This window comes from Streptomyces sp. NPDC087428 (genome assembly GCF_044744085.1).
Lineage (GTDB): Bacteria > Actinomycetota > Actinomycetes > Streptomycetales > Streptomycetaceae > Streptomyces.
Window position 1 is genome coordinate 298629 of the sequence record NZ_JBIUXR010000010.1, and the last position, 26750, is coordinate 325378.

23 protein-coding genes are annotated in these 26750 nt (G+C 68.3%); 10 read left to right on the forward strand and 13 right to left on the reverse strand.

The genetic code is table 11. The features are described 5' to 3' along the window. Positions 1-179: 179 nt before the first annotated feature. From ACIO3R_RS22975 to dnaA, 5 genes are all read right to left on the reverse strand, one after another. The gene (locus tag ACIO3R_RS22975; RefSeq protein WP_402108241.1) at positions 180-776 is read right to left on the reverse strand and encodes a DUF721 domain-containing protein; all 597 of its coding nucleotides are present in this window, start codon (positions 774-776) and stop codon (positions 180-182) included. Then, positions 773-1909 carry a DNA replication/repair protein RecF gene (gene recF, locus ACIO3R_RS22980; protein ID WP_363022825.1) on the reverse strand — a complete coding sequence of 379 codons (1137 nt, stop codon included), beginning with the start codon at positions 1907-1909 and terminating at the stop codon, positions 773-775. Before recF ends, ACIO3R_RS22975 begins: the two co-directional genes overlap by 4 nt. Positions 1910-1986: 77 nt before the next feature. Continuing rightward, a complete protein-coding gene (gene gnd, locus ACIO3R_RS22985) occupies positions 1987-2865 on the reverse strand; it encodes a phosphogluconate dehydrogenase (NAD(+)-dependent, decarboxylating) (protein WP_073733247.1) in 879 nt (292 codons plus the stop codon). 131 nt (positions 2866-2996) lie between these two features. Further along, the gene (dnaN, locus tag ACIO3R_RS22990; RefSeq protein ID WP_385035817.1) at positions 2997-4127 is read right to left on the reverse strand and encodes a DNA polymerase III subunit beta; all 1131 of its coding nucleotides are present in this window, start codon (positions 4125-4127) and stop codon (positions 2997-2999) included. Between the two features lie 976 nt (positions 4128-5103). Further along, entirely contained in the window at positions 5104-6903 is a 1800-nt protein-coding gene (gene dnaA / locus ACIO3R_RS22995; RefSeq protein WP_385037571.1) for a chromosomal replication initiator protein DnaA, read from the reverse strand. A gap of 381 nt (positions 6904-7284) precedes the next feature. On the opposite strand from dnaA, the gene rpmH reads away from it, so the two are divergent. The 9 genes from rpmH to ACIO3R_RS23040 all read left to right on the forward strand — a co-directional run bounded on the left by rpmH (position 7285) and on the right by ACIO3R_RS23040 (position 14062). Then, positions 7285-7422 carry a 50S ribosomal protein L34 gene (gene rpmH / locus ACIO3R_RS23000; protein ID WP_362953290.1) on the forward strand — a complete coding sequence of 46 codons (138 nt, stop codon included), beginning with the start codon at positions 7285-7287 and terminating at the stop codon, positions 7420-7422. Positions 7423-7443: 21 nt separating this feature from the next. Next, positions 7444-7815: a ribonuclease P protein component gene (rnpA, locus tag ACIO3R_RS23005; RefSeq protein WP_123460437.1), complete on the forward strand. Its 372-nt coding sequence runs from the start codon at positions 7444-7446 to the stop codon at positions 7813-7815. Then, positions 7812-8171 carry a membrane protein insertion efficiency factor YidD gene (yidD, locus tag ACIO3R_RS23010; protein WP_078617610.1) on the forward strand — a complete coding sequence of 120 codons (360 nt, stop codon included), beginning with the start codon at positions 7812-7814 and terminating at the stop codon, positions 8169-8171. The genes rnpA and yidD overlap by 4 nt, the downstream gene beginning before the upstream one ends. A 3-nt stretch (positions 8172-8174) precedes the next feature. After that, the gene (yidC, locus tag ACIO3R_RS23015; RefSeq protein WP_385037566.1) at positions 8175-9437 is read left to right on the forward strand and encodes a membrane protein insertase YidC; all 1263 of its coding nucleotides are present in this window, start codon (positions 8175-8177) and stop codon (positions 9435-9437) included. A gap of 14 nt (positions 9438-9451) precedes the next feature. Further along, the gene (locus tag ACIO3R_RS23020; RefSeq protein WP_145764517.1) at positions 9452-9961 is read left to right on the forward strand and encodes a R3H domain-containing nucleic acid-binding protein; all 510 of its coding nucleotides are present in this window, start codon (positions 9452-9454) and stop codon (positions 9959-9961) included. 109 nt (positions 9962-10070) lie between these two features. Next, positions 10071-10787 (forward strand): 16S rRNA (guanine(527)-N(7))-methyltransferase RsmG, encoded by a 717-nt coding sequence (gene rsmG, locus ACIO3R_RS23025; RefSeq protein WP_363022832.1) that lies wholly within the window; start codon positions 10071-10073, stop codon positions 10785-10787. 292 nt (positions 10788-11079) lie between these two features. Beyond that, entirely contained in the window at positions 11080-12156 is a 1077-nt protein-coding gene (locus ACIO3R_RS23030; RefSeq protein WP_363023126.1) for a ParA family protein, read from the forward strand. Continuing rightward, complete coding sequence (locus ACIO3R_RS23035) at positions 12153-13244, forward strand: ParB/RepB/Spo0J family partition protein (RefSeq protein ID WP_402108248.1); 1092 nt, start codon at positions 12153-12155, stop codon at positions 13242-13244. The genes ACIO3R_RS23030 and ACIO3R_RS23035 overlap by 4 nt, the downstream gene beginning before the upstream one ends. Positions 13245-13444: 200 nt before the next feature. Further along, positions 13445-14062: a GNAT family N-acetyltransferase gene (locus tag ACIO3R_RS23040; RefSeq protein WP_402108250.1), complete on the forward strand. Its 618-nt coding sequence runs from the start codon at positions 13445-13447 to the stop codon at positions 14060-14062. Positions 14063-14154: 92 nt separating this feature from the next. On the opposite strand, the gene trxA is transcribed toward ACIO3R_RS23040, so the two are convergent. From trxA to ACIO3R_RS23075, 7 genes are all read right to left on the reverse strand, one after another. Beyond that, positions 14155-14487 (reverse strand): thioredoxin, encoded by a 333-nt coding sequence (gene trxA / locus ACIO3R_RS23045; RefSeq protein ID WP_385037556.1) that lies wholly within the window; start codon positions 14485-14487, stop codon positions 14155-14157. Positions 14488-14530: 43 nt separating this feature from the next. Next, a complete protein-coding gene (gene trxB, locus ACIO3R_RS23050; protein WP_401292521.1) occupies positions 14531-15493 on the reverse strand; it encodes a thioredoxin-disulfide reductase in 963 nt (320 codons plus the stop codon). A 133-nt stretch (positions 15494-15626) separates the two neighbouring features. After that, positions 15627-16559: an anti-sigma factor family protein gene (locus tag ACIO3R_RS23055; protein WP_385037550.1), complete on the reverse strand. Its 933-nt coding sequence runs from the start codon at positions 16557-16559 to the stop codon at positions 15627-15629. Next, positions 16556-17260, reverse strand: coding sequence for an RNA polymerase sigma factor SigM (gene sigM, locus ACIO3R_RS23060; RefSeq protein WP_385037547.1), 705 nt, complete (start codon positions 17258-17260; stop codon positions 16556-16558). Before sigM ends, ACIO3R_RS23055 begins: the two co-directional genes overlap by 4 nt. A gap of 78 nt (positions 17261-17338) precedes the next feature. Then, entirely contained in the window at positions 17339-19057 is a 1719-nt protein-coding gene (locus ACIO3R_RS23065; protein WP_385037544.1) for a protein kinase family protein, read from the reverse strand. 128 nt (positions 19058-19185) lie between these two features. Beyond that, on the reverse strand, positions 19186-21348 hold the full coding sequence (murJ, locus tag ACIO3R_RS23070) for a murein biosynthesis integral membrane protein MurJ (RefSeq protein WP_402108255.1): 2163 nt from the start codon (positions 21346-21348) through the stop codon (positions 19186-19188). Positions 21349-21397: 49 nt separating this feature from the next. Then, positions 21398-23695 (reverse strand): DUF6049 family protein, encoded by a 2298-nt coding sequence (locus ACIO3R_RS23075; RefSeq protein WP_402108258.1) that lies wholly within the window; start codon positions 23693-23695, stop codon positions 21398-21400. 183 nt (positions 23696-23878) lie between these two features. On the opposite strand from ACIO3R_RS23075, the gene ACIO3R_RS23080 reads away from it, so the two are divergent. Beyond that, the gene (locus ACIO3R_RS23080; RefSeq protein ID WP_402108261.1) at positions 23879-25321 is read left to right on the forward strand and encodes a CCA tRNA nucleotidyltransferase; all 1443 of its coding nucleotides are present in this window, start codon (positions 23879-23881) and stop codon (positions 25319-25321) included. Between the two features lie 140 nt (positions 25322-25461). Here ACIO3R_RS23080 and ACIO3R_RS23085 read toward each other — a convergent pair whose 3' ends face one another. Next, positions 25462-26730, reverse strand: coding sequence for an MFS transporter (locus tag ACIO3R_RS23085; protein ID WP_402108264.1), 1269 nt, complete (start codon positions 26728-26730; stop codon positions 25462-25464). Positions 26731-26750 lie beyond the last annotated feature (20 nt).

Sequence of the window (26750 nt, forward strand, 5' to 3'; positions counted from 1 at the left end):
TTCGGCCTGTCAACCTTCCACTACCGTGAGGGACGCCCGCCCGACACCGCACGGTTTCCACCACCGCACACCCGCACAACAGGGAGTCCGCGGGCATCGGTGACAACCGGGGCACACCCCGCCCCGGCCCTCTCGGCCAGAGCCGGATCACTGTCCGCGGAACAGGATAAAAGGCCAGGTCAGCCGTAGGTGTCGCCCGGTCCCTTGCTGCCCGGCGCACGCAGCGGACCGAACCTCCGCTGCGGCCCTCCCGGCCCCAGCACCTTGATCATCCGCACGGTTCCGTGCCCCAGATCCGCGTTCAGCCGGGCCACCAGCTGAGGCGCCAGCAGCCGCAGCTGCGTCGCCCACGCCGTCGAGTCGCACTGCACCGTCAGAACCCGCTCCGCGGGATCCTCGTCGTAGCGCAGCGGCACACAATGATTGGCCAGATCATCACCTACGATCTGCGGCCAGCGGCCCATCACACCGCCCACCGCGGCCGGCGCCTCCCAGCCGCGTTCGGTGATCAGCCGGTTGATCGCCGCACCCAGCGGCAGCGGATCACGGCCGTCCGCCCGCGCCCCGGACCGCAGCCCGCCGCCCCGCCGGGCCTGCTTCTTCTGCTGCGCGGACGCACCGCGTGCCCGCGCCTGTTCCTTCGCCGCGCGCAGGGCCACCCGCGCCAGGTCCACCCCAGAGGGCTCCGCCGGCTTCGCCTCTCCGGCGGACGGCTCGCGCGGGGTACCGGCCGGGCCCTCCGGGAGCGGCTCCGGGCTGCCCGCAGCGCCGCTCACAGCCGTTCCACCTCGCCCGCCGACACCGCGTACCGCGTACCCGCGAGCACCCCAGGGACGTCGTCGTCCACCGCGGCCGTCACCAGCACCTGCTCACCCGGAGCCACCAGCTCGGCCAGCCGCTCACGGCGGCGCGCGTCCAGTTCGGCGAAGACGTCGTCCAGCACCAGCACGGGCTCGTTGCCCTCGGAGCGCAGCAGATCGTACGAGGCCAGCCGCAGGGCCAGCGCGTACGACCACGACTCCCCGTGGCTCGCGTACCCCTTGGCCGGCATTCCGCGCAGCCCCAGCACCAGGTCGTCCCGGTGCGGGCCGACCAGCGTCACGCCCCGCTCGATCTCCTGCTTGCGCACCTCGGCGAGGGCCGCGATCAGCTGCGCGTACAGCTCCTCACGCGTACGGGCGGAGTCCGCCCCCACCTCCGGGCCCACCGAGCTCCGGTACTCCAGCGTCACCGGCCCGCCGCCGGGCGCCACGTCCGCGTAGGCCTTGTCGGTCAGCGGCTGCATCGTCGCGATCAGGTCCAGCCGCTGTGCCAGCAGCTCGGCGCCCACCCGGCCCAGGTGCTGGTCCCATACGTCGAGCGTCGACAGGTCCATCGAACGGCCACCGTGCCGGCGCGCCATCGCCGCCGACTTCAGCAGCGTGTTCCGCTGCTTCAGCACCCGCTCGTAGTCCGAGCGCACCCCGGCCATCCGCGGCGAACGCGCCGTGACCAGCTCGTCCAGGAACCGGCGGCGCTCGCCGGGATCGCCCTTGACCAGCGCCAGATCCTCCGGCGCGAACAGCACGGTCCGTACGATGCCGAGCACGTCACGGGGTCTGACCTGCGACGATCTATTGATACGGGCGCGATTGGCCTTGCCCGGGTTCAGCTCCAGCTCGATCAGCTGCGAGCGCTCGCCCTGGGTGACGGCAGCCCTGATGACAGCCCGTTCCGCGCCCATGCGCACGAGCGGCGCGTCGGAGGAGACCCGGTGGCTGCCGAGCGTCGAGAGATAGCCGACGGCCTCGACCAGATTCGTCTTGCCCTGGCCGTTGGCCCCCACGAACGCGGTGACGCCCGGGTCGAGGGGCACCTCGACCCGGGCGTACGAGCGGAAGTCGGCCAGCGACAGATGCGTGACATGCATGGTGTACGCCGACCTTCCCGGCTTCCTGCTCCGTGCTCAGTGGTGCGGGCGGACGCCCGGCCCGCTCCTCGTCGCTGCTACTTCTTGTTCTCGACCGCGTGGCCACCGAACTGGTTGCGCAGCGCGGCGATCATCTTCATCTGCGGGGAGTCGTCCTGGCGCGAGGCGAACCGGGCGAAGAGCGACGCGGTGATCGCGGGCAGCGGCACCGCGTTGTCGATCGCGGCCTCCACCGTCCACCGGCCCTCGCCGGAGTCGGCGGCGAAACCGCGGAGCTGGTCCAGGTGCTCGTCGTCGTCCAGCGCGTTGACCGCCAGGTCGAGCAGCCAGGAACGGATGACCGTGCCCTCCTGCCAGGAACGGAAGACCTCACGCACGTCGGTGACGGAGTCGACCTTCTCCAGGAGCTCCCAGCCCTCGGCGTAGGCCTGCATCATGGCGTACTCGATGCCGTTGTGAACCATCTTCGCGAAGTGGCCGGCGCCGACCTTGCCCGCGTGGACGGAACCGAAGTCACCCTCGGGCTTCAGCGCGTCGAAGACCGGCTGGACCTTCGCGACGTTCTCGGCGTCGCCGCCGTACATCAGCGCGTAGCCGTTCTCGAGGCCCCAGACACCGCCGGAGACGCCGCAGTCGACGAAGCCGATGCCCTTGATGCCGAGCTCGACCGCGTGCTTCTCGTCGTCGGTCCAGCGGGAGTTCCCACCGTCCACGACGACGTCACCGGCCGACAGCAGCTCGGCCAGCTCGTCGATCGTGGACTGGGTCGCGGCGCCGGCCGGGACCATCACCCACACGACCCGGGGGCCCTTCAGCTTGCCCACAAGCTCTTCGAGGCTGTGGACATCGGCGACGTCCGGGTTGCGGTCGTAACCGATGACGGTGTGGCCTGCGCGGCGGATGCGCTCGCGCATGTTGCCGCCCATCTTGCCGAGGCCGACGAGACCGATCTCCATCAGAGATTCCTTAAGCGTTGTGCCGATTCGTACCCAGGACCGAGCCTACGCCCGGCCGGGGACAGGGCGACGGGCATGCTCGGCGCTGAGCGTGCCCGTCGTCGCCTGCCGTGACAGGACCGGTGACCGGATCAGCCGGAGAGGCGGACCGGCATGATCAGGTACTTGTACGCGTCGTCGGCCTCGGCGTCGACGGCGGCACGGCCGCTGAGCAGCGCGGGCTTGGTGGACGTCGTGAAGGACAGCTGCGCGACCGGGGAGTCGATCGCGCTCAGGCCGTCCAGCAGGAAGGTCGGGTTGAAGGCGATCGAGATGTCGTCGCCCTCCAGGACGGCGTCGACGCGCTCCACAGCCTGTGCGTCGTCGCTGGAACCCGCTTCCAGGATCAGCACACCCTGCTCGAAGCTGAGCCGGACCGGGGTGTTCCGCTCCGCCACCAGCGCGACGCGCTTGACGGCCTCGACGAACGGGGCGGTCTCGATGACCGCGACCGTGTTGAACTCGGTCGGGAAGAGCGTGCGGTACTTCGGCAGGTCGCCCTCGAGCAGCCGCGTGGTCGTCCGCCGGCCGGCGCCCTCGAAGCCGATGAGGCCCTCACCGGCACCTGAGCCCGACAGCGCCAGCGTCACCGTGTCGCCGCTGGTGAGCGCCTTCGCGGTGTCGAGCAGCGTCTTGGCGGGCACCAGGGCGACGGCGGAGGCGTCGGCGTCCTCCGGCTTCCAGAGGAACTCGCGGACCGCGAAGCGGTAGCGGTCGGTGGAGGCCAGGGTGACGGTGTCGCCCTCGATCTCGATACGCACACCGGTGAGGACGGGCAGCGTGTCGTCCCGGCCCGCGGCGATGGCCACCTGGGCGGCCGCGGAGGCGAAGACCTCGCCGGGGACCGTGCCGGTCGCCGTCGGCATCTGGGGCAGCGCGGGGTACTCCTCCACAGGAAGGGTGTGGAGGGTGAAGCGCGAGGAGCCGCAGGCCACGGTCGCCCGTACACCGTCTGTGGAGATCTCCACCGGACGGTTGGGCAGGGCCCGGCAGATGTCGGCGAGGAGCCGGCCGGAGACCAGCACCGTGCCGTCCTCCTCGATCTCGGCATCCACCGAGACCCGGGCCGAGACCTCGTAGTCGAAGCTGGAGAAGCTGAGCGCACCGTCCTCGGCCTTCAGCAGAAGGCCCGCAAGAACGGGCGCCGGCGGCCGGGCCGGGAGGCTACGGGCCACCCAGGCCACAGCCTCCGCGAGTACATCGCGCTCCACCCGGATCTTCACCGGAACCGCCTCCTGCTGTTGCTCGCTCGCCCTGCTGGCCTTCGTCGTCTGGTCGGGTCGTTCCACCGAGGGGACGGGGAGGACGCCGGGGACCAGTCTGACGTACGGCACCGACACTCGGTGCTGCTCGGGGTCAAGTCGCGACAACAGCTTCGGGGAGCTCCGGCGCCGAGTTGTGCACAGGCCCCACTTCGAAGCGGATTCCGGGCTAACTAGAGGTAGTAGTAGTAGTAGGGCCTGTGGAAACCGTGGATAACGTCGTTTGCGCAGGTCAGGCCCTGTTTTTTGTCCACCGACCCTGTGGGTGGAACCGGTGGACAACCCGGGGTTTCTGTGGACACCCGAAAGTTCTGCACAACCGGTGCACAGGACAGGGGGGTTTCTCCCCAGGTCTGTCCCCAGCTTTACCCACCTTCCCCACAGCCCAACCGACCCTCTTGGTGTGACGCCTTTCACTCGGTGCGGTGAAAGCGGGTGTCACGTTGCCGAACAGTGGACAGAGGTGTGGAGAAGCCCGCAGAAGCTGGGGACAAGAAGGCCCGGCCTGTGGGCCGCCGGTGGACAACGATGACGGTCCCCTGTGGACGAAAAACTTGTCCACAGGCTGTGGATCATTGTTGACCACAAATCCCCAGGCCTCTGAGCTGGCCTGATGGCGTATCGGCTGCCCAGCCTGTGGAAGCAGTATGGACAACTTTTCAATCCCCAGGCTGTGGAGGGGAGATTGTGCCCAGATCTGTGGAGAACAGCCTCCCCGCGGCAGGTATTCGAACAGCCGCGACGGCCGGCGGCACCCCGAGAACCCCGTGCACAGCGGTCAGGGACGCTCGCGGACCGCTTCCGGAGGCCTTCGGCGCGGCCCGTCGGGTGGCTCCGGTCGCGCTCCGCACAACGGAGAAGGGCGCTCCGGGACCCGATGGGTCCCGGAGCGCCCTTCGGTGCCCGGATGCGCTGCGTGTGGCGGAGTGGTGGGCCGTCAGCCGTTCTTGATGCGGTTGGTGAGCTCGGTGACCTGGTTGTAGATGGAGCGCCGCTCCGCCATCAGCGCGCGGATCTTCCGGTCGGCGTGCATCACGGTCGTATGGTCGCGGCCGCCGAACTGGGCGCCGATCTTGGGCAGCGAGAGGTCCGTCAGCTCACGGCACAGGTACATCGCGATCTGGCGCGCCGTCACGAGCACGCGGCTGCGCGAGGATCCGCAGAGGTCCTCCACCGTCAGCCCGAAGTAGTCCGCGGTCGCCGCCATGATGGCCGGCGCCGTGATCTCCGGGGCGGAGTCCTCGCCCCCGGGGATCAGGTCCTTCAGGACGATCTCGGTCAGTCCGAGGTCCACCGGCTGCCGGTTCAGACTGGCGAAGGCCGTGACCCGGATGAGCGCGCCCTCCAGCTCCCGGATGTTGCGCGAGATACGGGAGGCGATGAACTCCAGCACCTCCGGAGGAGCGTTGAGCTGCTCCTGCACCGCCTTCTTACGGAGGATCGCGATGCGCGTCTCCAGCTCCGGCGGCTGCACATCGGTGGTGAGACCCCACTCGAAACGATTCCGCAGCCGGTCCTCCAGCGTCACCAGCTGCTTGGGCGGCCGGTCCGAGGACAGCACGATCTGCTTGTTCGCGTTGTGGAGCGTATTGAAGGTGTGGAAGAACTCCTCCTGCGTCGACTCCTTGCTCGCCAGGAACTGGATGTCGTCGACCAGCAGGATGTCGACATCGCGGTACCGCTTGCGGAAGGTGTCGCCCTTGCCGTCGCGGATCGAGTTGATGAACTCGTTGGTGAACTCCTCCGAGCTCACGTACCGCACCCGGGTACCCGGGTAGAGGCTGCGGGCGTAGTGCCCGATGGCGTGCAGCAGGTGGGTCTTGCCGAGCCCCGACTCCCCGTAGATGAAGAGCGGGTTGTACGCCTTGGCGGGCGCTTCGGCGACGGCGACGGCCGCGGCGTGCGCGAAGCGGTTCGACGCCCCGATGACGAAGGTGTCGAAGAGGTACTTCGGATTCAGCCGGGCGTGCGGCTCCCCGGGGCCGGGGGCGGGCGCGGGCTGCGCGCCCATCGGACCCGGGACCCCGCCGGGCCGGCCGGTGCCGCCGCCCTGCCGGTGCTGGGGCTCCTGCATGTCGTGGCGCTCGGCCCGCTGGGACTCGTAGCCCTGGCGCTCGGGAGGCTGCTGGCGGTAGTCGTGCTGCGGCTGCTGCTGGGAGCGTCCGCCCCCGTACGGCTCGCGCCAGTGCTCGCCGGAGGTGTCGCGGTCCTGGAATCCGCCGAGCCGGGGCTGCTGCCAGGAGAGGTCCTCCTGGGTACGGGGCCAGGCGCCGGGCTCGGGGCGCTGCTGCTGTTGGTAATCCGGGTAGGCGGGCCGGGCGGTCGGCATGCCGTCGTCCGAGGGCCGGTGGCCGTAGCCGTCGTAGGAGTCGTTGTGCTGCCGTTCGTCGTGCTGCGGTCCCTGGTAGCGGTGCTGCTGCTGGGACTGGTGCATCGGGGGCGCCGGCGGGTTCGGCGGCTCGCCCGCGGAGTCGTCGACCGTGATCGCGATCCGGATCGGGCGGCCGCACTCACGGCTCAGCGTCTCGCTGATGAGCGGGGCGAGCCGGCCCTCCAGGACCCGCTTGCCCCATTCATTGGGGACGGCGAGGAGCGCGGTGTCGGCGACCAGGGCGAGCGGCTGGCAGCGCTCGATCCACTGTTTGTCCTTCGGCTCGATGCCCTGCTGGCCCTCCCCGAGGAGTTGCTCCAGCACGCGTGGCCACACTGCGGCAAGATCGGCAGGTACGTCAGCCACAAGGCACGCTTTCTCGCTGGTCCCACGAATGTGTGTTTCTCGGGACGGGATGGGTCGGGATGGGTGAGGACCGGCAGGCGGGAAGAAAAAGAACCGGGGTTCGGCCACGGTAGTCAGGCCGACCCGCGCGGTTCAAGTCGTTGTCCACAGGCTGTGCACAATGGAGTCCACCGTAAGGCCGGTTTGACCGGATGGCGCAGCCGCGCGTACCGTGACCAGGTCGAGTTGTCGATGGCTGCTGCCGCCTGCCTCCGATGGGCAAAGATCACGATCTGTGATTGTGAAGCGGTGCACTAGGGCGTTTACGCGAGTCTCTCGTGGGCGCACGGTGACAGCCAGGCGATGTCCCGCCAACACACGAATCATTTCTGGAGCCCCCGAGTGAGCAAGCGCACCTTCCAGCCGAACAACCGTCGTCGCGCGAAGACCCACGGCTTCCGGCTGCGTATGCGGACCCGTGCCGGCCGCGCGATCCTGGCGACCCGCCGTGGCAAGGGTCGCGCCAACCTGTCCGCCTGATCGCGTACAGGTCGTCATGACGTGCTGCCTACCGAGAATCGGCTGAGGCGGCGCGAGGACTTCGCGACCGCAGTACGACGAGGACGCCGGGCCGGCCGCCCGCTACTCGTCGTCCATCTACGCAGCGGTGAAACGGACCCGCACGTGACTGGGGAGACTGCTCCCCCGCCGCGTGCGGGTTTCGTTGTCAGCAAAGCCGTGGGTGGAGCGGTCGTCCGCACAGCGGTGAAGCGAAGGCTTCGCCATCTGGTCCGAGAACGACTGGCCCTGCTGCCCCCCGGTAGCCTGGTTGTCGTACGCGCGTTGCCCGGTGCGGGTGACGCCGACCATGAACAGCTGGCCCGAGACCTGGACGCCGCCCTTCAGCGGCTACTGGGAGGGGGCGCGCGATGAAGTACCCGCTGCTGGCTCTCATCAAGCTGTACCAGTGGACTATCAGCCCACTTCTCGGGCCTGTCTGCCGTTACTACCCGTCGTGTTCCCACTATGGATATACGGCGATCGACCGGCACGGAGCGATCAAGGGAACGGCGCTGACAGCCTGGCGCATCCTGCGATGCAATCCGTGGTCACCCGGCGGCGTGGATTACGTACCACCACGCAAACGTCCGCGTTGGCACGAACTGCTGCGAGATCTTTTCCGCGGTGGTAAGGGCGGGGACTCCGCCGCTGATGTGCCTCCCGGGGGATCGGCCACCGATCTCCCGAGCTCGGCCGCAGAGACTTCGCCCAATGCTCAAGGAGCCTGATTAGTGGACACGATTGCCAGTCTGTTCAGCTTCATCACATGGCCTGTTTCCTGGGTCATCGTCCAGTTCCACAAGTTGTACGGGGCGATCTTCGGCCCCGACACGGGATGGGCCTGGGGTCTGTCCATCGTGTCCCTCGTGGTGCTGATCCGTATCTGCCTCGTTCCGCTGTTCGTCAAGCAGATCAAGTCGACGCGGAACATGCAGGTGCTCCAGCCGAAGATGAAGGCGATCCAGGAGCGCTACAAGAGCGACAAGCAGCGTCAGTCCGAAGAGATGATGAAGCTGTACAAGGAGACGGGTACCAACCCGTTGTCCTCGTGCCTTCCCATCCTGGCGCAGTCACCGTTCTTCTTCGCTCTGTACCACGTGCTCTCGGCCATCGCGTCGAACAAGAAGATCGGCGTCATCGACCAGTCGCTGCTGGACAGCGCGCGTCAGGCACACATCTTCGGTGCTCCGCTGGCCGCCAAGTTCATGGACAGTGCGGACAAGGTCGAGGCGCTCGGCGCCTCGCTGGTGGATGTCCGGGTCGTCACCGCGGTCATGATCGTGATGATGTCGGCCTCGCAGTTCTTCACCCAGCGCCAGCTGATGACGAAGAACGTGGACCTGACGGTCAAGACGCCGTACATGCAGCAGCAGAAGATGCTGATGTACATCTTCCCGCTGATCTTCGCCGTCATGGGTATCAACTTCCCCGTCGGTGTCCTCGTCTACTGGCTGACCACCAACGTCTGGACCATGGGTCAGCAGATGTACGTGATCAACCAGAACCCGACACCGGGCAGCAAGGCGCAGGACCAGTACCTGGGACGGCTGCTGAAGAGCGTCACCACCCATGGTGAGGTGCGCGGCAGGACCAAGCGCAATACGGTCAAGCGGATCGTGTCCAAGGGCCCGGACCGCAATGACATCGAGCGGAAGTTCATCACGGGACTCGCCAAGCTCGGCCTCGCCGCCCAGGAGGACGGCACGGTCGAGAAGAGCGACACCGCGGTGGCCGACGCCGAGGGCGGAGCCGCGCAGCGACGTCAGCAGCCCAAGCGCCAGACCAAGGCGAAGCGTCATACCGGTGCGGCTCAGCAGGGCGGGGCCAAGGACGGCGACTCCGGTGAGTCGGAGCCCACGACCTCCCTGCAGAAGAAAGCACCGCAGGACGACAAGCCCAAGCCGGCGGGCAAGCCCGCGTCCGGCGCCTCACGCCAAGCCAAGTCCGGACAGCGCAAGGGCCCGCAGCGGCCCAAGCACCCGTCCAAGAAGTAAGAAGGAGTCCATCCGTGACGGAAGGCACCATCTCCACGGCCGCTGAGGGAAGCGACACCTTGACCCGCCTTGAGCAGGAAGGGGAGATCGCAGCGGACTACCTTGAGGGCCTGCTCGACATCGCCGATCTCGACGGCGACATCGACATGGACGTCGAGGCCGATCGGGCCGCGGTCTCGATCATCAGCGAGTCGGCACGTGAACTGCAGAAGCTCGTGGGCCGCGACGGTGAGGTGCTGGAGGCGCTCCAGGAGCTGACGCGGCTGGCCGTGCACCGGGAGACCGGTGACCGCAGCCGTCTGATGCTCGACATCGCGGGGTTCCGGGCGCAGAAGCGCACGGAGCTCGCCGAGCTGGGTGCCAAGGCCGCGGACGAGGTCAAGAACTCCGGTGAGCCGGTGAAGCTGGATCCGATGACGCCGTTCGAGCGCAAGGTTGTGCACGACGCGGTCGCGGCCGCGGGTCTGCGCAGCGAATCGGAGGGCGAGGAGCCGCAGCGCTTCGTCGTCGTCCTTCCGGCCTGACCGGCCTCTCTCCTGTCGGCCCCGTCTGTTCGCAGGCGGGGCCGATCTTTGTCAGCCTGATAGTCAGCCACCCATGGTGCGGTTAGTGCGGTATGGAAGGACGGTTCCCGTGACGGAGGAAGTAGAGCTTCCCCAGGCGCCCGAAGAGGCCCGGGAGGTATTCGGTGAGTGCTTTCCTGAGGCCGTCCGATACGCGGAACTGCTGGCCGATGCGGGGGTCAAGCGAGGGCTGATCGGTCCGCGCGAGGTGCCGCGGCTCTGGGAGAGGCACCTGCTGAACTGTGCGGTGCTCTCCGAGGTCGTGCCCGACGGCGTCACGGTCTGCGATGTGGGCTCGGGTGCCGGGCTGCCAGGGATTCCGCTGGCGCTCGTACGGCCGGATCTGAAGATCACCCTGCTTGAGCCGTTGCTGCGGCGGACGAATTTCCTCCAGGAGGTCGTCGAGCTCCTGGGGCTGGATCATGTGACGGTCGTCCGTGGCCGGGCCGAGGAGGTCCTGGGGACGCTTCAGCCGGTCCATGTGGTGACGGCTCGGGCGGTGGCCCCGCTGGACCGCCTGGCGGGCTGGGGAGTGCCACTGCTTCGCCCGTACGGCGAGATGCTGGCCCTCAAGGGCGATACCGCCGAGGAAGAGATCAACGGCGCGCGAGCGGCGCTGAGCAAGCTCGGTGTGCTGGAGACCGAGGTGCTGCATGTGGGCGAGGGCATCGTCGATCCGATGTCCACCGTGGTGCGTGTGGTGGTGGGCGAGAGCCCGGGTGGTGTGAGGTTCGCCGCGAAGAGGGCCAAGGCTGCGAGGGTCAGTCGGACACGCCGTCGCCGCTGATCCAGCCGATCACCCTGCGCGCATGACCGTTACGCACTGTTTGGTAGAGGTATCGGTGATGCTTCGCTCGGGGAGCCGTACGTACCCCGCGCGGAGTGTCGTGCCCCTGTAGCTACGCTGCAGGGGCATCGTGTTTCACGTGAAACGTCGCTCTCTGCTGCATGGAATTATCAGCCGCGGTCGTGCGGCTGCCGCGCCTCGCCATCGCAGGCCCGTTAGGGCTACGGAGTTGTCCACAGAAGTGGATTCATCCACAGAAGAGCGGGCCTCGCTGGTTCGCGACCCCGAAAGCATGGCAGGCTCTGCTCATTGCGAGCCTGAAGTCGAGGAGAGTGAATCCTTGCGGTCCGACGCCAACATCGCGGGACCGATGACCGACCCGGTCCCCGGTCCCCGATCCGAATCGGCGGTGGACGGTGTTTCACGTGAAACACCGCCACCGATGGACGACACACCCATCGGTCGCGCGGCCCAGCTGGCGGTAGAGGCCCTCGGCCGCGCCGGCGAGGGGCTGCCGCGACCTGACCAGACACGCGTCATGGTGGTGGCCAACCAGAAGGGCGGGGTGGGTAAGACCACCTCGACGGTCAACCTTGCCGCGTCGCTTGCCCTGCACGGTGCTCGTGTTCTGGTGGTCGACCTGGACCCGCAGGGGAACGCCTCTACGGCACTGGGGATCGACCACCATGCCGAGGTCCCCTCGATCTACGACGTCCTGGTGGAGAGCAAGCCGCTCTCCGACGTGGTTCAGCCCGTCCCGGACGTCGAAGGTCTCTTCTGCGCCCCAGCGACCATCGATCTCGCCGGTGCGGAGATCGAGCTCGTGTCGCTGGTGGCGCGGGAGAGTCGACTCCAGCGAGCGATCCAGGCCTACGAGCAGCCGCTGGACTACATCCTCATCGACTGCCCGCCCTCACTCGGCCTCCTCACGGTCAACGCCCTGGTGGCCGGCGCCGAGGTGCTGATCCCGATCCAGTGCGAGTACTACGCACTGGAAGGGCTCGGGCAGCTGCTGCGCAACGTCGACCTGGTGCGGGGACACCTCAACCCCGACCTCCATGTGTCGACGATCCTGCTCACCATGTACGACGGCCGGACCAGGCTCGCTTCTCAGGTCGCCGAGGAGGTGCGCACCCACTTCGGCAAGGAGGTGCTCCGCACCAGCATTCCGCGCTCGGTGCGGATCTCTGAGGCGCCCAGCTACGGGCAGACCGTACTCACCTACGACCCCGGGTCCAGTGGTTCCCTGTCGTATCTTGAGGCAGCACGTGAGATCGCTCTGCGCGGGGTGGGATTGCAGTACGAGGCGCAGCAAGCCCACACGGGCAGTCGGAACAGCCAGCAGAACACTTCGGAGGGGATCCAGTGAGCGAGCGTCGTAGAGGGTTGGGGCGAGGGCTCGGCGCCCTGATCCCCGCCGCTCCGCAGGAGAAGCAGGTGCCGTCCGCCGGCGCCGGTGTCTCCTCTTCCGGGACGGTTCCGGTCATGACGGCCGAGCGGGGAGTGGCTGCCGCGAAGGTGACCACGCTCGGCGTGGTGCCGGAGCCGAGCGCGCCTGTTTCGGAGCCGGACGGAGCCGGAGGGCCGAGCGAGGTGGCGGGTGCTTACTTCGCCGAGATCCTCCTCGACTCCATCACGCCCAACCCTCGTCAGCCCCGAGAGGTATTCGACGAGGACGCGCTTGCCGAGTTGGTCACCTCCATCAAGGAGGTGGGCCTCCTCCAGCCTGTCGTCGTACGGCAGATCGGGCCCGAGCGCTTTGAGCTCATCATGGGCGAGCGGCGCTGGAGGGCCTGCCGTGAAGCCGGTCTGGAGCGGATCCCGTCCATCGTCCGGGCAACGGACGACGAGAAGCTGCTTCTGGACGCGCTCCTGGAGAACCTTCACCGGGCTCAGCTCAACCCGTTGGAAGAGGCGGCTGCGTACGACCAGCTGCTCAAGGAATTCAAGTGCACGCATGACCAGCTGGCCGACCGCATCGGGCGGTCCCGGCCGCAGGTCTCCAACACCTTGCGTCTGCTGAGGCTGTCGCCTCCGGTGCAGCGAAGGGTCGCGGCCGGGGTGCTCTCGGCAGGACATGCGCGGGCGCTGCTGTCGGTGGACGACTCCGAGGAGCAGGACAAGCTGGCGCACCGCATCGTGGCCGAGGGGCTCTCGGTGCGTGCGGTCGAGGAGATCGTGACGCTCATGGGCTCCAGGCCCACGAGCGCCTCCAAGGCCAAGGGGCCCCGGGCAGGTGGTCGGCTGTCGCCGGCACTGTCCGATCTGGCTTCCAGGCTCTCAGACCGCTTCGAGACCCGAGTGAAGGTCGATCTCGGGCAGAAGAAGGGAAAGATCGTCGTCGAGTTCGCCTCGATGGAGGATCTGGACCGCATCCTTGGCAGTCTCGCGCCCGGCGAGGGCCGTGTACTGGACCGCAGCCCGTCGGACGAGTCGGCAGAGGGCGACGAGAGCTGACGTTCTGAGTGACGCTGGGCGGGCTGTGTTCCGGAAGGACGGAACACAGCCCGCCCTTTGCTTTCTCTCGGTGTCAGCTTGATCCCGTGGTGGATACGATGCGTTCTGGTAGGCCACATCCAGTTGATCCACCTCCGCGAACGGAGTGCACCGACCGCCGCACGCGATGCGGCGGGCTAGGGAAGTGAGGAACAGCCTTCATGGGGCGTCGGCTCGCACCGCTCACGCTGGACAACCTTGCCGATCTCCCCGAACGCTGCCGCTCTTGTGTGTTCTGGGAACTCGATCCGGTGCGCGGGGCAGCCGCGGTCAAGGCCGGCAGGCCTGCGGCGGAGAAGGAGGCCTGGATCTCCGGTGTCCTGCTGGAGTGGGGATCCTGCGGCCGCGTTGTCTATGTCGACGATGTTCCGGTCGGCTTCGTTCTCTATGCCCCGCCGGCCTACGTCCCCCGGGCTGCGTCGTTTCCGACGAGCCCCGTCTCCCCCGATGCCGTCCAGCTGATGACTGCGTTGATCCTGCCGGGCTACCAGGGGCAGGGTCTCGGCCGGGTCATGGTGCAGACCGTCGCCAAGGATCTGCTCAACCGCGGATTCAAGGCCATCGAAGCGTTCGGGGACGCCCGCTGGAAGGAGCCTGCCTGTGTGCTTCCGGCGGATCATCTGCTGGCAGTCGGCTTCAAGACCGTACGAACGCATCCGTCTCACCCTCGGTTGAGGCTGGAGCTGCGTACGACGCTTTCGTGGAAGGAAGATGTCGAGCTGGCCCTGGACCGGCTGCTGGGTGCGGTCCAGAAGGAGCCGGTTCTGCGACCGCTGTGACCCCGGATCCGTCGCTGCCGTAAAACGTGAAACGGACCCACCCCCGGAGGGTTGGGCCCGTTTCACGTGAAACATCGGACGGCGGTACTGCCTTACTCGGTGATGAAGGCATCCAGGTCGCGGAGAATCGCGGCCTTCGGCTTGGCACCAACGATGGTCTTGGCGACCTCGCCGCCCTGGTAGACGTTCAGCGTCGGGATGGACATGACGCCGTACTTGGCAGCGGTGGCCGGGTTCTCGTCGATGTTGAGCTTGACGATCTCGATCTGGTCGCCGTGCTCTGCCGCGATGGCCTCCAGGGAGGGGGCGATCTGGCGGCACGGACCGCACCAGGCGGCCCAGAAGTCCACCAGTACGGGCTTGTCGCTCTTCAGTACGACCTCATCGAACGAGGCATCGGTCACGGCCTTCAGGGCGCCGGCCATGGCGACCTCCTTAACTTCGCGGGGGTGTGGGCTGAGATGTGGATCAGACGGTTGCTGCGGCGGCCTTCTCGTCGTCGGCGAGCGCGGCAAGGAAGCGCTCGGCGTCGAGTGCGGCGGAGCAGCCGGTGCCGGCAGCGGTGATGGCCTGCCGGTAGGTGTGGTCGACGACGTCGCCGGCACCGAAGACACCGGTGAGGTTGGTGCGCGTCGAGGGTGCCTCGACCTTGAGGTAGCCCTCGTCGTCCAGGTCGAGCTGTCCCTTGAAGAGCTCGGTGCGCGGGTCATGGCCGACTGCGATGAACAGGCCGGTCACGGGGAGCTCGGAGGTCTCACCGGTCTTGGTGTTGCGCAGGGTCAGGCCGGAGAGCTTCTGCTCGCCGTGGACCCCGGCGACCTCGCTGTCCCAGGCGAACTTGATCTTCGGGTCCGCGAAGGCGCGGTCCTGCATGGCCTTGGAGGCGCGCAGGGAGTCGCGGCGGTGGACGATGGTGACCGACTTTGCGAAGCGGGAGAGGAAGGTCGCCTCCTCCATCGCGGTGTCACCGCCGCCGACCACGGCGATGTCCTGGTCCTTGAAGAAGAACCCGTCGCAGGTCGCGCACCAGGAGACGCCGCGTCCGGAGAGGGCGTCCTCGTTGGGCAGACCGAGCTTGCGGTGCTGGGAGCCGGTGGTGACGATGACGGCCTTGGCGCGGTGGACCGTGCCCGCCGTGTCGGTGACGGTCTTGATGTCACCGGTGAGGTCGACGGAGACCACATCGTCCGGGACGAGCTCGGCACCGAACCGCTCGGCCTGGGCGCGCATGTTGTCCATGAGCTCCGGGCCCATGATCCCGTCCTGGAAACCGGGGAAGTTCTCCACGTCGGTCGTGTTCATCAGCGCGCCACCGGCGGTGACGGCACCCTCGAAGACCAGCGGCTTCAGCGAGGCGCGCGCGGTGTAGAGGGCGGCTGTGTAGCCGGCGGGGCCGGAGCCGATGATGATCACATTACGCACGTCGCTCACGGGTTTCTTCCTCGTCTCTGCAGACTGCCTACTGTCCACGCCTACTGGGGTCGGTTCAACGACTCTCACCCCACCCAACGGATCCTACGGGGGATGCATTCCCGACGTGCCGGAGCGGCCTCCGGCGTGATGCTCAGGGGCGGACGTAGGCGTGGGTCAACAGGAGCTTCCCCTTGATGGCGGGGTCCGCACCGACACATGCCGCATCGATGACGTAGGCCTCGACGCGGGTCGTGTCGGTGGGGTGAGGAAGGACGACGAGGAAGGCGTCCGCGCCCTCGTAGGTGCCCTTCTCGATGGCGAGGGCGGCGGCGTCCCGTCCGATGCCCTGCTCAACGCAGGAGGGGACGGGCACGACGGGGGCACGGAGCGGCGTCTGCGGCGGTGCGGAGCCGGGCGGCGCGGTCTCCGGGGAGGACTTCGTGTCGACGGATGGGGCCTGGTTCCCGCCGGCCGACTCTTTTGGGCTCGACGGGTTCGTGCGGGAGCCCAGGAGACTGTGGACACGCTCTTCGAGCGTGGACTGCGAGAACATCTGCGAGCTTGCCTTCGAGGCGTCTCCGCGGTCTGCGGCATTGAGGTCGGCGGAGTTCTGGGACGAGGAGACGTTCTGCAGCAGGAAGACACTCACACCGACCGCGGCGGCGCCCAGTGCGGTGCCGAGCACCGCCGTGCGACGCCGTCGGCGTACCGACCGGCGGCCGGGACCGGTGGCGGCACGTGAATGTCCGGCGGGGCGGTCCGCGAGTTCCTGCACCGTGGCGGCGTGCTCGGTTTCACGTGAAACATCGGCCTCCGCGTCGGATGCGAAGGAGACGGCACGGGCTTCGTCAGCCAGTGCGGCATCGATGCGGTCCGCTATATCGACGGGCATGGGCGGTGGGGCAGGCATGGAGCCCAGCAGATCGCGGATCTCCTCCAGCGACGCCTGGACGTCGGAGCAGAGCTCGCAGCCGTCCACGTGCCGACGGACGTCCGCTGAGTGTGACGGTGAGAGCAGGCCTTCGGTGAGGTCGGAGATCTCCGAGACGTCCGGGTGCTGGGTCGTGTCGGTCGTCGATGTCATGTGCGCCCACCTCCGCCCTTCACTCCAGCTGGATCGTTCGTTCCTGCGTCTCTCGGTTTCGCTGCCGGTGGGACGGATGTTCTCGCCGTCCGGTTCCTTTCCGCGCTCCGCTCATGGCTGTCCCCGTTCCCTGCGCGGAGGTGTGTCAGCAGTGGGGCCAGTCGGGCGCGTCCCCGGGCGCAGCGGCTCTTCACGGTGCCGACCGGCACGTCGAGGATGCGGCCGGCCTCTGCCACCGGGTATCCCTGCATATCGACGAGGACGAGTGCCGCGCGTTGCTCGGCGGGGAGGGTGGCGAGGGCCGCGAACAGTTCGCGGTGCAGATCCTGCCGCTCGGCCGGTGCCTCGGCGGATTCGTGCGGCTCCAGGAGCTGGTCGAGCCGCTCGGGGTCGTTGACGGGCGAGGTTTTCCGCGAGGATGCCTTGCGGACCCGGTCGAGGCAGGCGTTGACGGTGATCCGGTGCAGCCAGGTGGTGACGGCGGACTGGCCCCGGAAGGTGTGGGCGGCGCGGAATGCGGAGACCAGGGCGTCCTGCACGGCGTCGGCCGCCTCCTCGCGGTCGCCCAGTGTTCGCAGCGCCACGGCCCACAGCCGGTCGCGATGACGCCTGACGAGCTCCCCGAAGGCGTCGGGTTCGCCGGCTACGTGGCGAGCGAGGAGGTCTGAGTCGCTGAGTTGCTCGGACGGCTCGGCGGCCACCTCCCCCTCCCTCCCTCTCTGAGTCAAGGTCCGTCTGTCTATCACGGTTCCCGTGGGGAGGGGGAGGGGCAGAGGCGGTCAGCCGAGAACTGAGATCTCCGAGATACCGCCGCGGTAGCCGCTGCCGGTGTCGTCCGAAGGGAGCTCAGTGATGTGGATGAGGACGTAGCGGGTCCGCACCGGCTTGGTGAGGGTCTTCTTGAGGCTGCTTCCCGCTGTTCCGAGCTGGGTGAGGCGCTGCGGGAAGTCTGAGAGGGACGAGGGTGCGGAGGCATCCTTGTCGGCCGCCAGTACCTCGGCCTTCTGCCCGCTGCGGTACATGGTGATGTCGATGCCCGAGACGTCCTTCACGCTCCCCAGGTCAACGACTATGCCGCTGCCGTCCTTGCGGGAGGGGAGATTGCCGAAGTTCGCGAAGCCCTGGTAGCGCGGAGTGATCCATGCGGTGTCCGGCTTGCCGTCGATCGCGTTCGGTACGGCCTCCAGCTTGATCCCGGAGCCGCTGGGCGTGAACTCCGCCGCATCGGTGATTCGCAGGGGCACGGCAGGCGGCGGCTTGACCTCGTCACCGTTCTTCGGAGTGGTCTGTGTGGTGCCGGGGTCGCCCGAGTTGTTGTCCCGGCCCAGGAGCGTCTCGGCGAGCTGCCAGCTGCCGAGGCCCAGCGCGGCGATGAGCAGCGCGGACACGGCCCACTTGAGCGCCTTGCCCGTGCGGCTCTGGAGTGGGGCGGGCGGTATGGCGTGCACGGTCTGGGTGGGCGGGACGCCGGGTCCGGCCGGGCGGCCGTAGGTGCCCTGCTGGTACGTGGTCCGCTGGTACTCGGGCGGTGCGGTGAACGTGGGCTCTGGCGGGCGGATGCGTGGCATCGCCGCGACGGCCCTCGCGAGCTCGTCGGGGGTGGTGCACGGCTGCTCCTGGCGGGAGGCCGTGGCTCCGTCGTTGGCGAGCGCGCGCATGGCGATCTCGGAGAGACCGCGGTGGACGCCGGCCCGCACCTGGTCGGGTGCGATCAGGCCGACACCCTTGGGAAGTCCGGTGAGCCCGTAGGCATCGCTCTCGTATGGCCAGCGCTGGGTGAGCGAGGCGTAGAGCAGAGCGCCGATGGCTTCGGTGTCGGCGCGCTGGGGACTGTCGGAGGTGATGCCCCGCAGGGCGGCGTTCACCGCGAGGCCGCGGATGCGGTACTGCCCGGAAGAGCTGCGCAGCACCGCTCCGGGAGTGAGCCTCAGATGGGCCAGCCCCTCACGGTGCGCGGCCGCCATGGCCTGGGAGATCTGGCTGACGAGCTGGTACGCGTCATGAGCGTCCATCGCGCCCGCGCCCAGCAGGGCGGTGAGCTCGGTGGCGTCCGGAAGCCACTCGTGGACGACATAGACGAGGTCGTTCTCCTCCACGGCGTCGAGGACCTGCACGAAGCGGGGGTCGCCGAGCAGCGCGGAGGAACGGGCCGCTGCCAGCACGGAGCGGGCTCGTGGGTGGTCGGCGGGGAGGAGATGGACGCCCACCGCGCGGCGCAGTTTCTCGTCGACAGCGCGCCAACTGCTGAACCCGTCCAGACGGGTGACGCACTCCTCCAGCCGGTAGCGCCCGGCAAGTTTGTGCCCGCTGTGCAGGTCGGGGGGCGACGCGGCGTCGTCGGAGCCTGTCGGCTCGTCCCCCGCTTCCTGGGGGCCCGCGCCCGTTGAATCCTGAGCTTCTGCCGTGCCGTCGGTCGTGGCCTTGTCCGCCTTGGCGGACAGCGGCTTGTCGCCGCTGTTGTCGGCCACGTCAACGGCAGCCGTGCTACGTTCCGCCACCGTCGTTCCTGCCTCCCCATCCGTTGCGCGATGCCAGCCAGCTCTGCACAGTCTCGCCAATTGTGCCCATACTCCGGCACCATGCACGACACGCGGGGACCGGCGATGGTTGTGCGGGCCGGCGACACTCAGCGGCCGAGCCGTCCCCGGATCATGCCGACCATGCTGTTGATCTCTTCGATCCGCATCCGCTTCGCCGCGACGACGAAGACTCCCAGCAGCACGATCCCACCGCAGATCAGCGCGACGAGCGAGCCCGAGGCGCCGTCGCCGAGTGCGTGGAGAAGTGCGAACCCCACACCGCCGCCGATCACTGCCCCAGGGATCGCGGCGAGGCACAGCCGGGCGTAGGTGCGCAGGACGTGGGCGCCGTCCAGATCGCCGCCCAGACGGTTGCGCAGCCGGCGCCACGCGATACCGACGCCGACGGCGTAGGCGAGGCCGTACGAGCCCGCCATGCCGACCACGGCCCACTGCGCGGGCAGAACGAGATAGCAGATCGCCGAGGCGGCTGCGTTGACCACGGCGACGATGACCGTGTTGTAGAAGGGGGTGCGGGTGTCCTCGTAGGCGTAGAACCCGCGCAGCACCACGTACTGCACCGAGTAGGGGATCAGCCCGAGACCGAAGGCCATCAGGATGAATCCCATGGAGCGGGCGGCCTCGGGGCCGCTGGAGGCGTACAGCAGGGTGCACATCGGGACACCCAGGGCGAGGAACGTGAACGCGACCGGCACGATGGCCACGGCGGAGTTGCGCAGGCCCTGCGAGATGTCGTCGCGGACCGCGCCCGGGTCGTTGTCGTGTGCGGCACGGGAGATACGGGGCAGCAGGGCGGCCATGACCGAGACGGTGATGATCGCCTGCGGCATGCCCCAGATCAGCTGGGCGTTGGAGTAGGCCAGGATGCCCGCCCCGTTCCTGCCCGACTCCTTGCCGGCCGCGGTCGCGAGCTGGGTGACGATGAGGACACCGGCCTGGTTGGCGAAGACGAACAGGACCGTCCACTTGGCCAGCTTGATCGTCTTGCCGAGCCCGTGGCCCTTCCAGTCGAAGCGCGGGCGGAACCTGAATCCGGCCTCGCGCAGGTACGGGATCATGGCCAGGGACTGGACGATCAGGCCCAGCAGTGTGCCGATGCCCAGCAGCCGGACGCCTTCCGGCGGGATCGTCTGGACGCCCATGTGGGATTCGTGCGAGGTGCCGTAGACCCAGATGAACATGCCGAAGGTGAAGATCATCACGATGTTGTTGAGGACCGGGGTCCACATCATCGCGCCGAACTTTCCGCGGGCGTTGAGGATCTGGCCCATCACGACGTGCACACCCATGAAGAAGATGGTGGGCAGGCAGTACCGGGCGAAGGTCGTGGCCACGTTGTTGGCGGCGGGGTCGTTCGCGATCGGCAGCGACATCAGCCGGATGAGCCAGGGCGCGGCGAAGACCGCGAGGGCGACGATCAGGCCGAGCGCGACCATCACGAGGGTCAGCAGCCGGTTCGCATAGGCCTCGCCGCCGTCCTCGTCGTCCTTCATGGAACGGACGAGCTGCGGGACGAACACCGAGTTGAGGCCGCCGCCCACGGTGAGGATGTAGATCATGGTCGGCAGCGTGTACGCGATGGTGAAGCTGTCGCCGAGGAGGGCCGCGCCGAGCGCCGCGGTGATCACCAGGCTGCGTACGAACCCGGTGAGCCGTGAGACGAGGGTGCCGGCCGCCATGACCGCGCTGGACTTCAGCAGGCCGGAGGCCCGGCCGCCGCCGCCGGACTTCGGGGGTACGGGCGCGGGGGCCGGTTCGGACCGGGCCGGGCCGGGTGAGCTCGCCGGGCCCTCCTGATCCCTGAAGAGGTGGGCGAACGCATCGGGTTCGTCGCGGCCCGCCGACGCCTGGGTGACGAGATCGTCCACGCCGACGAACTGGGTGGTCGCCGCGTCGTCGCCGTACGGCAGGTGCCGGGACGGACCGTCGGGCTCGGGCGGCGGGGTCTGCGCCCAGATCCGGGGGTCGGGGGCGTACGGGGCCGCGGGCGGCTGCTGGTAGAGCGGCTGGGGCTGCTGGTAGGTGCCAGGAGGCGGCGGCGGATGCGCGGCGCGGTCGTACAGCGCCTCGCCCACCGGATCCTGTGCCGAGAGGTCCTGGGCCCGGTACGGGTCGTAGTCGTACGCAGCCTGCAGATACGGATCGGGTGCTTGTGGCACCTGTTCCGGTCCGGGGGGCACCGGAGGACCGCCGGAAGACCCAGCTCCGCCCGTACCCTGACCGCGATCACCGTCGTACGGCGCGTTCATCGAAACCCCACCTCATCGTCCCCGGCCGACCGGCCACGACAGACATCGCTCAACGGTCCACTTTCTCACCCGTGCCCGACGGCTCCGTGCTTTCGGGACCGGTGTCCGGCCTCGGGTCACTCGGCTGCTCGGGTTCACTGCCGTCGTCGCCCGCCGCGCCGCCCGCGTTGGCGCGCTTGCGATGTGCATACATCCTGATGCCGGCGAGGACCAGCAGCAGCAGCCCGCCGGCGATCACGAGAAGCACGGTCGGCGTCAGCTCCGACACCTTCACGGTGAAGTTCATCTCCGCGCCGTACGGTGTCCCGTCCTCGGTGTAGAGCTGTGCGGTCATCTGGACCTGGCCGTTGATGTTGGCCGCGGCGTCGAACTTCACGGACTGACTGTGACCGCCGGCGATCTGGATCGGCTGCTCCGCCACGGCACCGTCGTCGTTCAGCTTGAGGCGCGTCGCGTTCTCCGACCTCAGGCGCAGCACCAGATGGTCGACGTCCTGCAGCAGTCTGTTCTGCACCGTCACCGGGATCGTGGCGCTGCGGCCGGACAGGGTGACGTCCGACTTCGAGATGAGCTGGACCTCGTTGACGAGGCTCTGCAGGTAGGTGCGCACCGAGTCCCGGTACTGCTGGGCCTCCAGGGGCCTGCCCCGCCACGACGTCGACATGGAGCGGTTGACCGCGTTGCCGAAGGGAGTCACCACTCGCTCGGGCTGGGTCAGGATCACCTGGAAGTTGTTGAGGGAGGCCTGGGTGGACTTGATGTCCTGGAAGGCCTGGGTGGGCAGCTCCTGGCTGCGCAGCTTCTTCGGGTACCGGGACGTCGGGGGTACCTGTGTGGTCGCCTTCGCGTCGGGCTTGGCCTCCGCGGCCTGGATCAGCCCCTGGGACTGCGTCCAGCGGCCGTCGTCGAGGGTGCGCAGGGCGCGGGCCATCGACTGGGCCTGGGCGACCGTCGGCATCCGCTGGGGTGCGACGACGACGCTTCGGTCCTTGTCCGTGTCCTGCTCGGCCAGAGAGAGCGTGAGGGCGAGGAACTTCTGCACGGCGAGCGTGGAGTCCCCGGCCTTCGTCATGTCGCCCTGGAACGCCGTGGAGAGCCGTGCGTCGGAGACCACGGCGGTCGTGCCGCCGCCGATCGGCCGGGCAGCGGTGGGCGTGTACACCAGGCCGCCGGTCTCCTGAAGGCTGTCGCTGCGGGCGATCACGTTGTGGGCACCGGCCGAGGTGGCGACGTCCACGATGGACGGGTCGACAGCGCCGTCCACCGGCCATGCGAAGTCCGTCGACGGCTTCAGGTGCAGGATCGTCTGCACGGTCGGCGTGGCCACCTCGCTGGCGTTCTGGAGGTGGCTCAGGGTGCCCGAGACGTTCTTGGCACGGTGCGCGATCGACGCCAGATCGGGATCCCCGAACGGCAGCGCGATGACCTTGCCCTCGGACACCGCGGCTTCCAGTGAGGTGAGCCACTGCTTGGCCACGTTCTGATTCGTCCCGGCGATCGTGGTGTCGCCGGACTTGACCCGGTAGTCCCGCGTCATCGCGTCGACACTGGCCAGCAGATCCGGGTCGATGACCCAGGTCACGGGCAGCTGCCGGCCCAGCGACACCATCTGTTCCAGGCGACCGCCGGGCGCGATCTCGGCGGCCAGGTCGTCGTCGGCGAACACCGGGGTCTGCTGGGCGTCGGAGCCGGTCTCCGCGGTGAGGTGAGCCGGTGCGATCAGGGGCCAGGCGTAGCTGATCCGGGGCTTGGAGTCACGGTCCTCGCTCTGCCAGGGGAGGAAGGTCCGCTGGATCCCGAGCACCTGGTCGTACAGGGCGTGGGGTGTCCGGCCCGACAGGGTGACGCCGAACTGGTACACGCCGTCGTCGCCCAGTCCCAGCTTGCTGACGGGCACGGACAGGGTGAAGTCCTGGCTGATCCCGGAGGGAAGCTTGGCGATCTTCACCGTGTACTTGCCGCCGACCGGGGACGGATCGGCGCCGGGCAGGTATCCCTTGCGCTGGTTGGCCGCGTCGATCGAGGTCCTGCTGAAGAGCCGGGGCCCCACGCGCAGATCGACCTGAGCCGCGGTGACGGTCTCCTTGCCCTTGTTGGTCAGAGTGCCGGAGACCGTGAGGGTGTCCCCTTTCACAGGGGCGCTCGGAGTCAACGTGTCCAGGGATACCGCGACAGTGCCGGACCCCGTCGGAGCCTTGTCCGTGACGCCGGCCTGTGCGACCGGGGCGGTCGCCCCGGCCAGCAGGGCAGCGACGAGCGGAGCTCCGGCGAGCACGGCGGCTGTGCGCCGCAGCCACCGGCGGGCAGGAGAGTGGTTCTTCCCCTGGAAGTCTGCCGCCTCGGCCACGCGCCTACCCGTCCCTCGTCGTCATGAGCTGCTGTCGATCGTCGTCCGTTGCTGCGTCCACGCATGGTAACGATGTGCGCGGGGGCTAAGTGCTGGGGAGTACGACACATGATCGGCAGAGTCTCGCAGGGCTGAAGGAAACCATGACGCCCGGACCGGTCCGGGCACGTACCCTTTTCTGTTGTGCCGAACGCCAATGAAGACAACTCCAGCGCCCTGACCCAGGTGCAGCACCGCGCAGTCAGTGAACTGCTCCGGGTGTCCCCGGTCGCCGACGATCTCGCCCGCCGTTTCCAGGATGCCGGATTCAGTCTTGCCCTGGTCGGCGGCTCGGTTCGGGACGCACTTCTCGGCAGGCTCGGGAACGACCTGGACTTCACCACCGATGCCCGTCCCGAGGACGTCCTGAAGATCGTCCGGCCATGGGCGGACTCGGTGTGGGAGGTCGGGATCGCCTTTGGCACGGTGGGCGCCCAGAAGGACGGTTACCAGATCGAAGTCACCACATACCGGTCCGAGGCGTACGACCGAACCTCGCGCAAGCCGGAAGTTTCCTACGGTGACTCCATCGAGGACGACCTCGTCCGCCGTGATTTCACCGTCAACGCGATGGCCGTCGCGCTGCCTCAGAAGGACTTCATCGACCCGCACGGTGGCATTGAGGACCTGGCGGAGCGCGTCCTGCGCACCCCCGGAACGCCAGAGGAATCCTTCTCCGATGATCCGCTGCGGATGCTGCGTGCCGCGCGCTTCGCCGCGCAGCTCGACTTCGAAGTAGCCCCCGATGTCGTCGCGGCGATGACGGAGATGGCGGGCCGGATCGAAATCGTCTCCGCCGAGCGGGTCCGTGAGGAGCTCACCAAGCTGCTGCTCTCCTCACACCCCCGGAAGGGATTGGCGCTCCTCGTCGACACCGGACTGGCACAGCAGGTCCTCCCCGAGCTTCCTGCGCTCCGGCTGGAAAGTGATGAGCATCACCGTCACAAGGATGTGTACGAGCACTCTCTGACCGTTCTGGAGCAGGCGATCGACCTTGAGGAGGACGGCCCGGACCTCGTTCTGCGTCTTGCCGCCCTCCTTCACGACATCGGCAAGCCGAGGACCCGGCGCTTCGAGAAGGACGGCCGGGTCTCGTTCCATCACCACGAGGTGGTGGGCGCCAAGATGGTCAAGAAGCGGATGACCGAACTCAAGTACTCCAACGAGATGGTCAAGGACGTCTCGAAGCTGGTGGAGCTGCATCTGCGCTTCCACGGGTACGGCGACGGGGAGTGGACCGACTCGGCGGTCCGCCGCTATGTGCGTGACGCCGGCCCTCTGCTGGAGAGGCTGCACAAGCTGACCCGCTCGGACTGCACCACGCGCAATAAGCGCAAGGCCGCCGCTCTCTCGCGGACCTACGACGCGCTGGAGGAGCGCATCGCTCAGTTGCAGGACAAGGAAGAGCTCGACGCGATTCGGCCGGACCTGGACGGCAACGAGATCATGCAGGTCCTGAGCGTCGGGCCCGGACCGGTCATCGGCAAGGCGTATGCGTTTCTGCTGGAACTGCGCCTGGAGAACGGGCCGATGGAGCACGACGAGGCAGTGGCGGAGCTCAAGAAGTGGTGGGAATCGCAGAGCTGAGCCCCACGGCGACGGTAGGACCGGAAGGGCTGCCGGTCATGTTTCACGTGAAACATGACCGGCAGCGCACATATCGAGGGCGCTGTTTCACGTGAAACAGCGCCCTCGATGTGTGCGCTGCCGGGTTCGGTGTCGATGGGTCAGCTCGCCGACTTGACCGGCGCGAGGCGGAACAGGGCCGCGGCCACCAAGGCGTAGAGCGCTGCCACTCCGATGACCACCGCGGCCGACTTCCCGTCAGGGGGCAGCATCAGGGCGGAGATCGCGGCGGCGCCCACGAACGCAACGTTGAACAGCACGTCGTAGAGCGAGAAGATCCGGCCGCGGAAGGCGTCGTCCACGGAGGTCTGCACCACTGTGTCCGTCGCGATCTTCGCTCCCTGAGTGACGAGTCCCAGCACGAACGCCGCGACGAGCATCGGCGCGGGGGTGAACCACAGTCCCAGCGCCGGTACGAGGACAGCGGCCGCCGCCGCGCACGCCATCATCCAGCGGAACCGGCCGAGCCGTGCCACCGCCCAGGGAGAGAGCACTGCCGCTGCGAAGAACCCGGCACCGGATACGCCCACCGCCAGCCCGAGCAGCGCCAGCCCATGGGACTCCGTGTCGGCCCAGGCGTACCGGCACAGCATCAGAACCGTCACGGTCAGCGCCCCGTAACAGAAGCGGATCACCGTTATGGCGGCCAGCGCCTGTGCGGCGTGCTTGCGTTCCGCCAGATGTCGCAGCCCGTCGCCGAGCCCACGGGCGGTCATGACGAGAGCCTTGCTCAGGCGGAGATGGGCATGGCTCCGCTCCGGCCCGAGCAGTCCGGTGGCAAGGCTCAAGGACGCCAATGCCGAGGTGAGGTAGAGCCCCGCGCCCAGCAGCACCACCGCCGCATCGGAATCCGACAGCGTGAGCCGTACGACGAAGGCGAGGCCACCGCCTGCCGTCGCGGCGAGTGTGCCCGCGGTCGGGGAGAGGGAGTTGGCGAGCACCAGCCGGTCCCGGTCGACGACACGCGGCAGCGCGGCGGAGAGGCCGGCCAGGACGAAGCGGTTGACCGCGGTGACGCACAGGGCCGAGGCGTAGAAGAGCCAGTCGGGGGCGGAGCCGAGGATCAGGACCGCGGTGCAGCACGCGAGCGCGGCGCGCAGCAGATTGCCGTAGAGGAAGACCTGACGGCGGGGCCAGCGGTCCAGGAGCACTCCGGCGAACGGGCCGATGAGCGAGTAGGGCAGCAGGAGTACGGCCATCGCGGAGGCGATGGCGCCCGCCGACGTCTGCTTCTCCGGGGAGAAGACCACGTGGGTGGCCAGGGCCACCTGATAGACGCCGTCGGCCGACTGGGACAGCACCCGTACGGCCAGCAGGCGGCGGAAGTTCCGGAGACGCAGGAGAACGCGCAGGTCACGCACGACGGGCATGGGAGCAAGGGTCACATACG

Bases quoted from the DNA above. Each gene is read 5' to 3' on its own strand.
- recF (WP_363022825.1), bottom strand. From the start codon at position 1,909: ATGCATGTCACGCATCTGTCGCTGGCCGACTTCCGCTCGTACGCCCGG.
- gnd (WP_073733247.1), bottom strand. From the start codon at position 2,865: ATGGAGATCGGTCTCGTCGGCCTCGGCAAGATGGGCGGCAACATGCGC.
- yidD (WP_078617610.1), top strand. From the start codon at position 7,812: ATGAAGTACCCGCTGCTGGCTCTCATCAAGCTGTACCAGTGGACTATC.
- ACIO3R_RS23030 (WP_363023126.1), top strand. From the start codon at position 11,080: ATGGCAGGCTCTGCTCATTGCGAGCCTGAAGTCGAGGAGAGTGAATCC.
- ACIO3R_RS23040 (WP_402108250.1), top strand. From the start codon at position 13,445: ATGGGGCGTCGGCTCGCACCGCTCACGCTGGACAACCTTGCCGATCTC.
- trxA (WP_385037556.1), bottom strand. From the start codon at position 14,487: ATGGCCGGCGCCCTGAAGGCCGTGACCGATGCCTCGTTCGATGAGGTC.
- ACIO3R_RS23055 (WP_385037550.1), bottom strand. From the start codon at position 16,559: ATGACATCGACGACCGACACGACCCAGCACCCGGACGTCTCGGAGATC.
- murJ (WP_402108255.1), bottom strand. From the start codon at position 21,348: ATGAACGCGCCGTACGACGGTGATCGCGGTCAGGGTACGGGCGGAGCT.
- ACIO3R_RS23085 (WP_402108264.1), bottom strand. From the start codon at position 26,730: ATGCCCGTCGTGCGTGACCTGCGCGTTCTCCTGCGTCTCCGGAACTTC.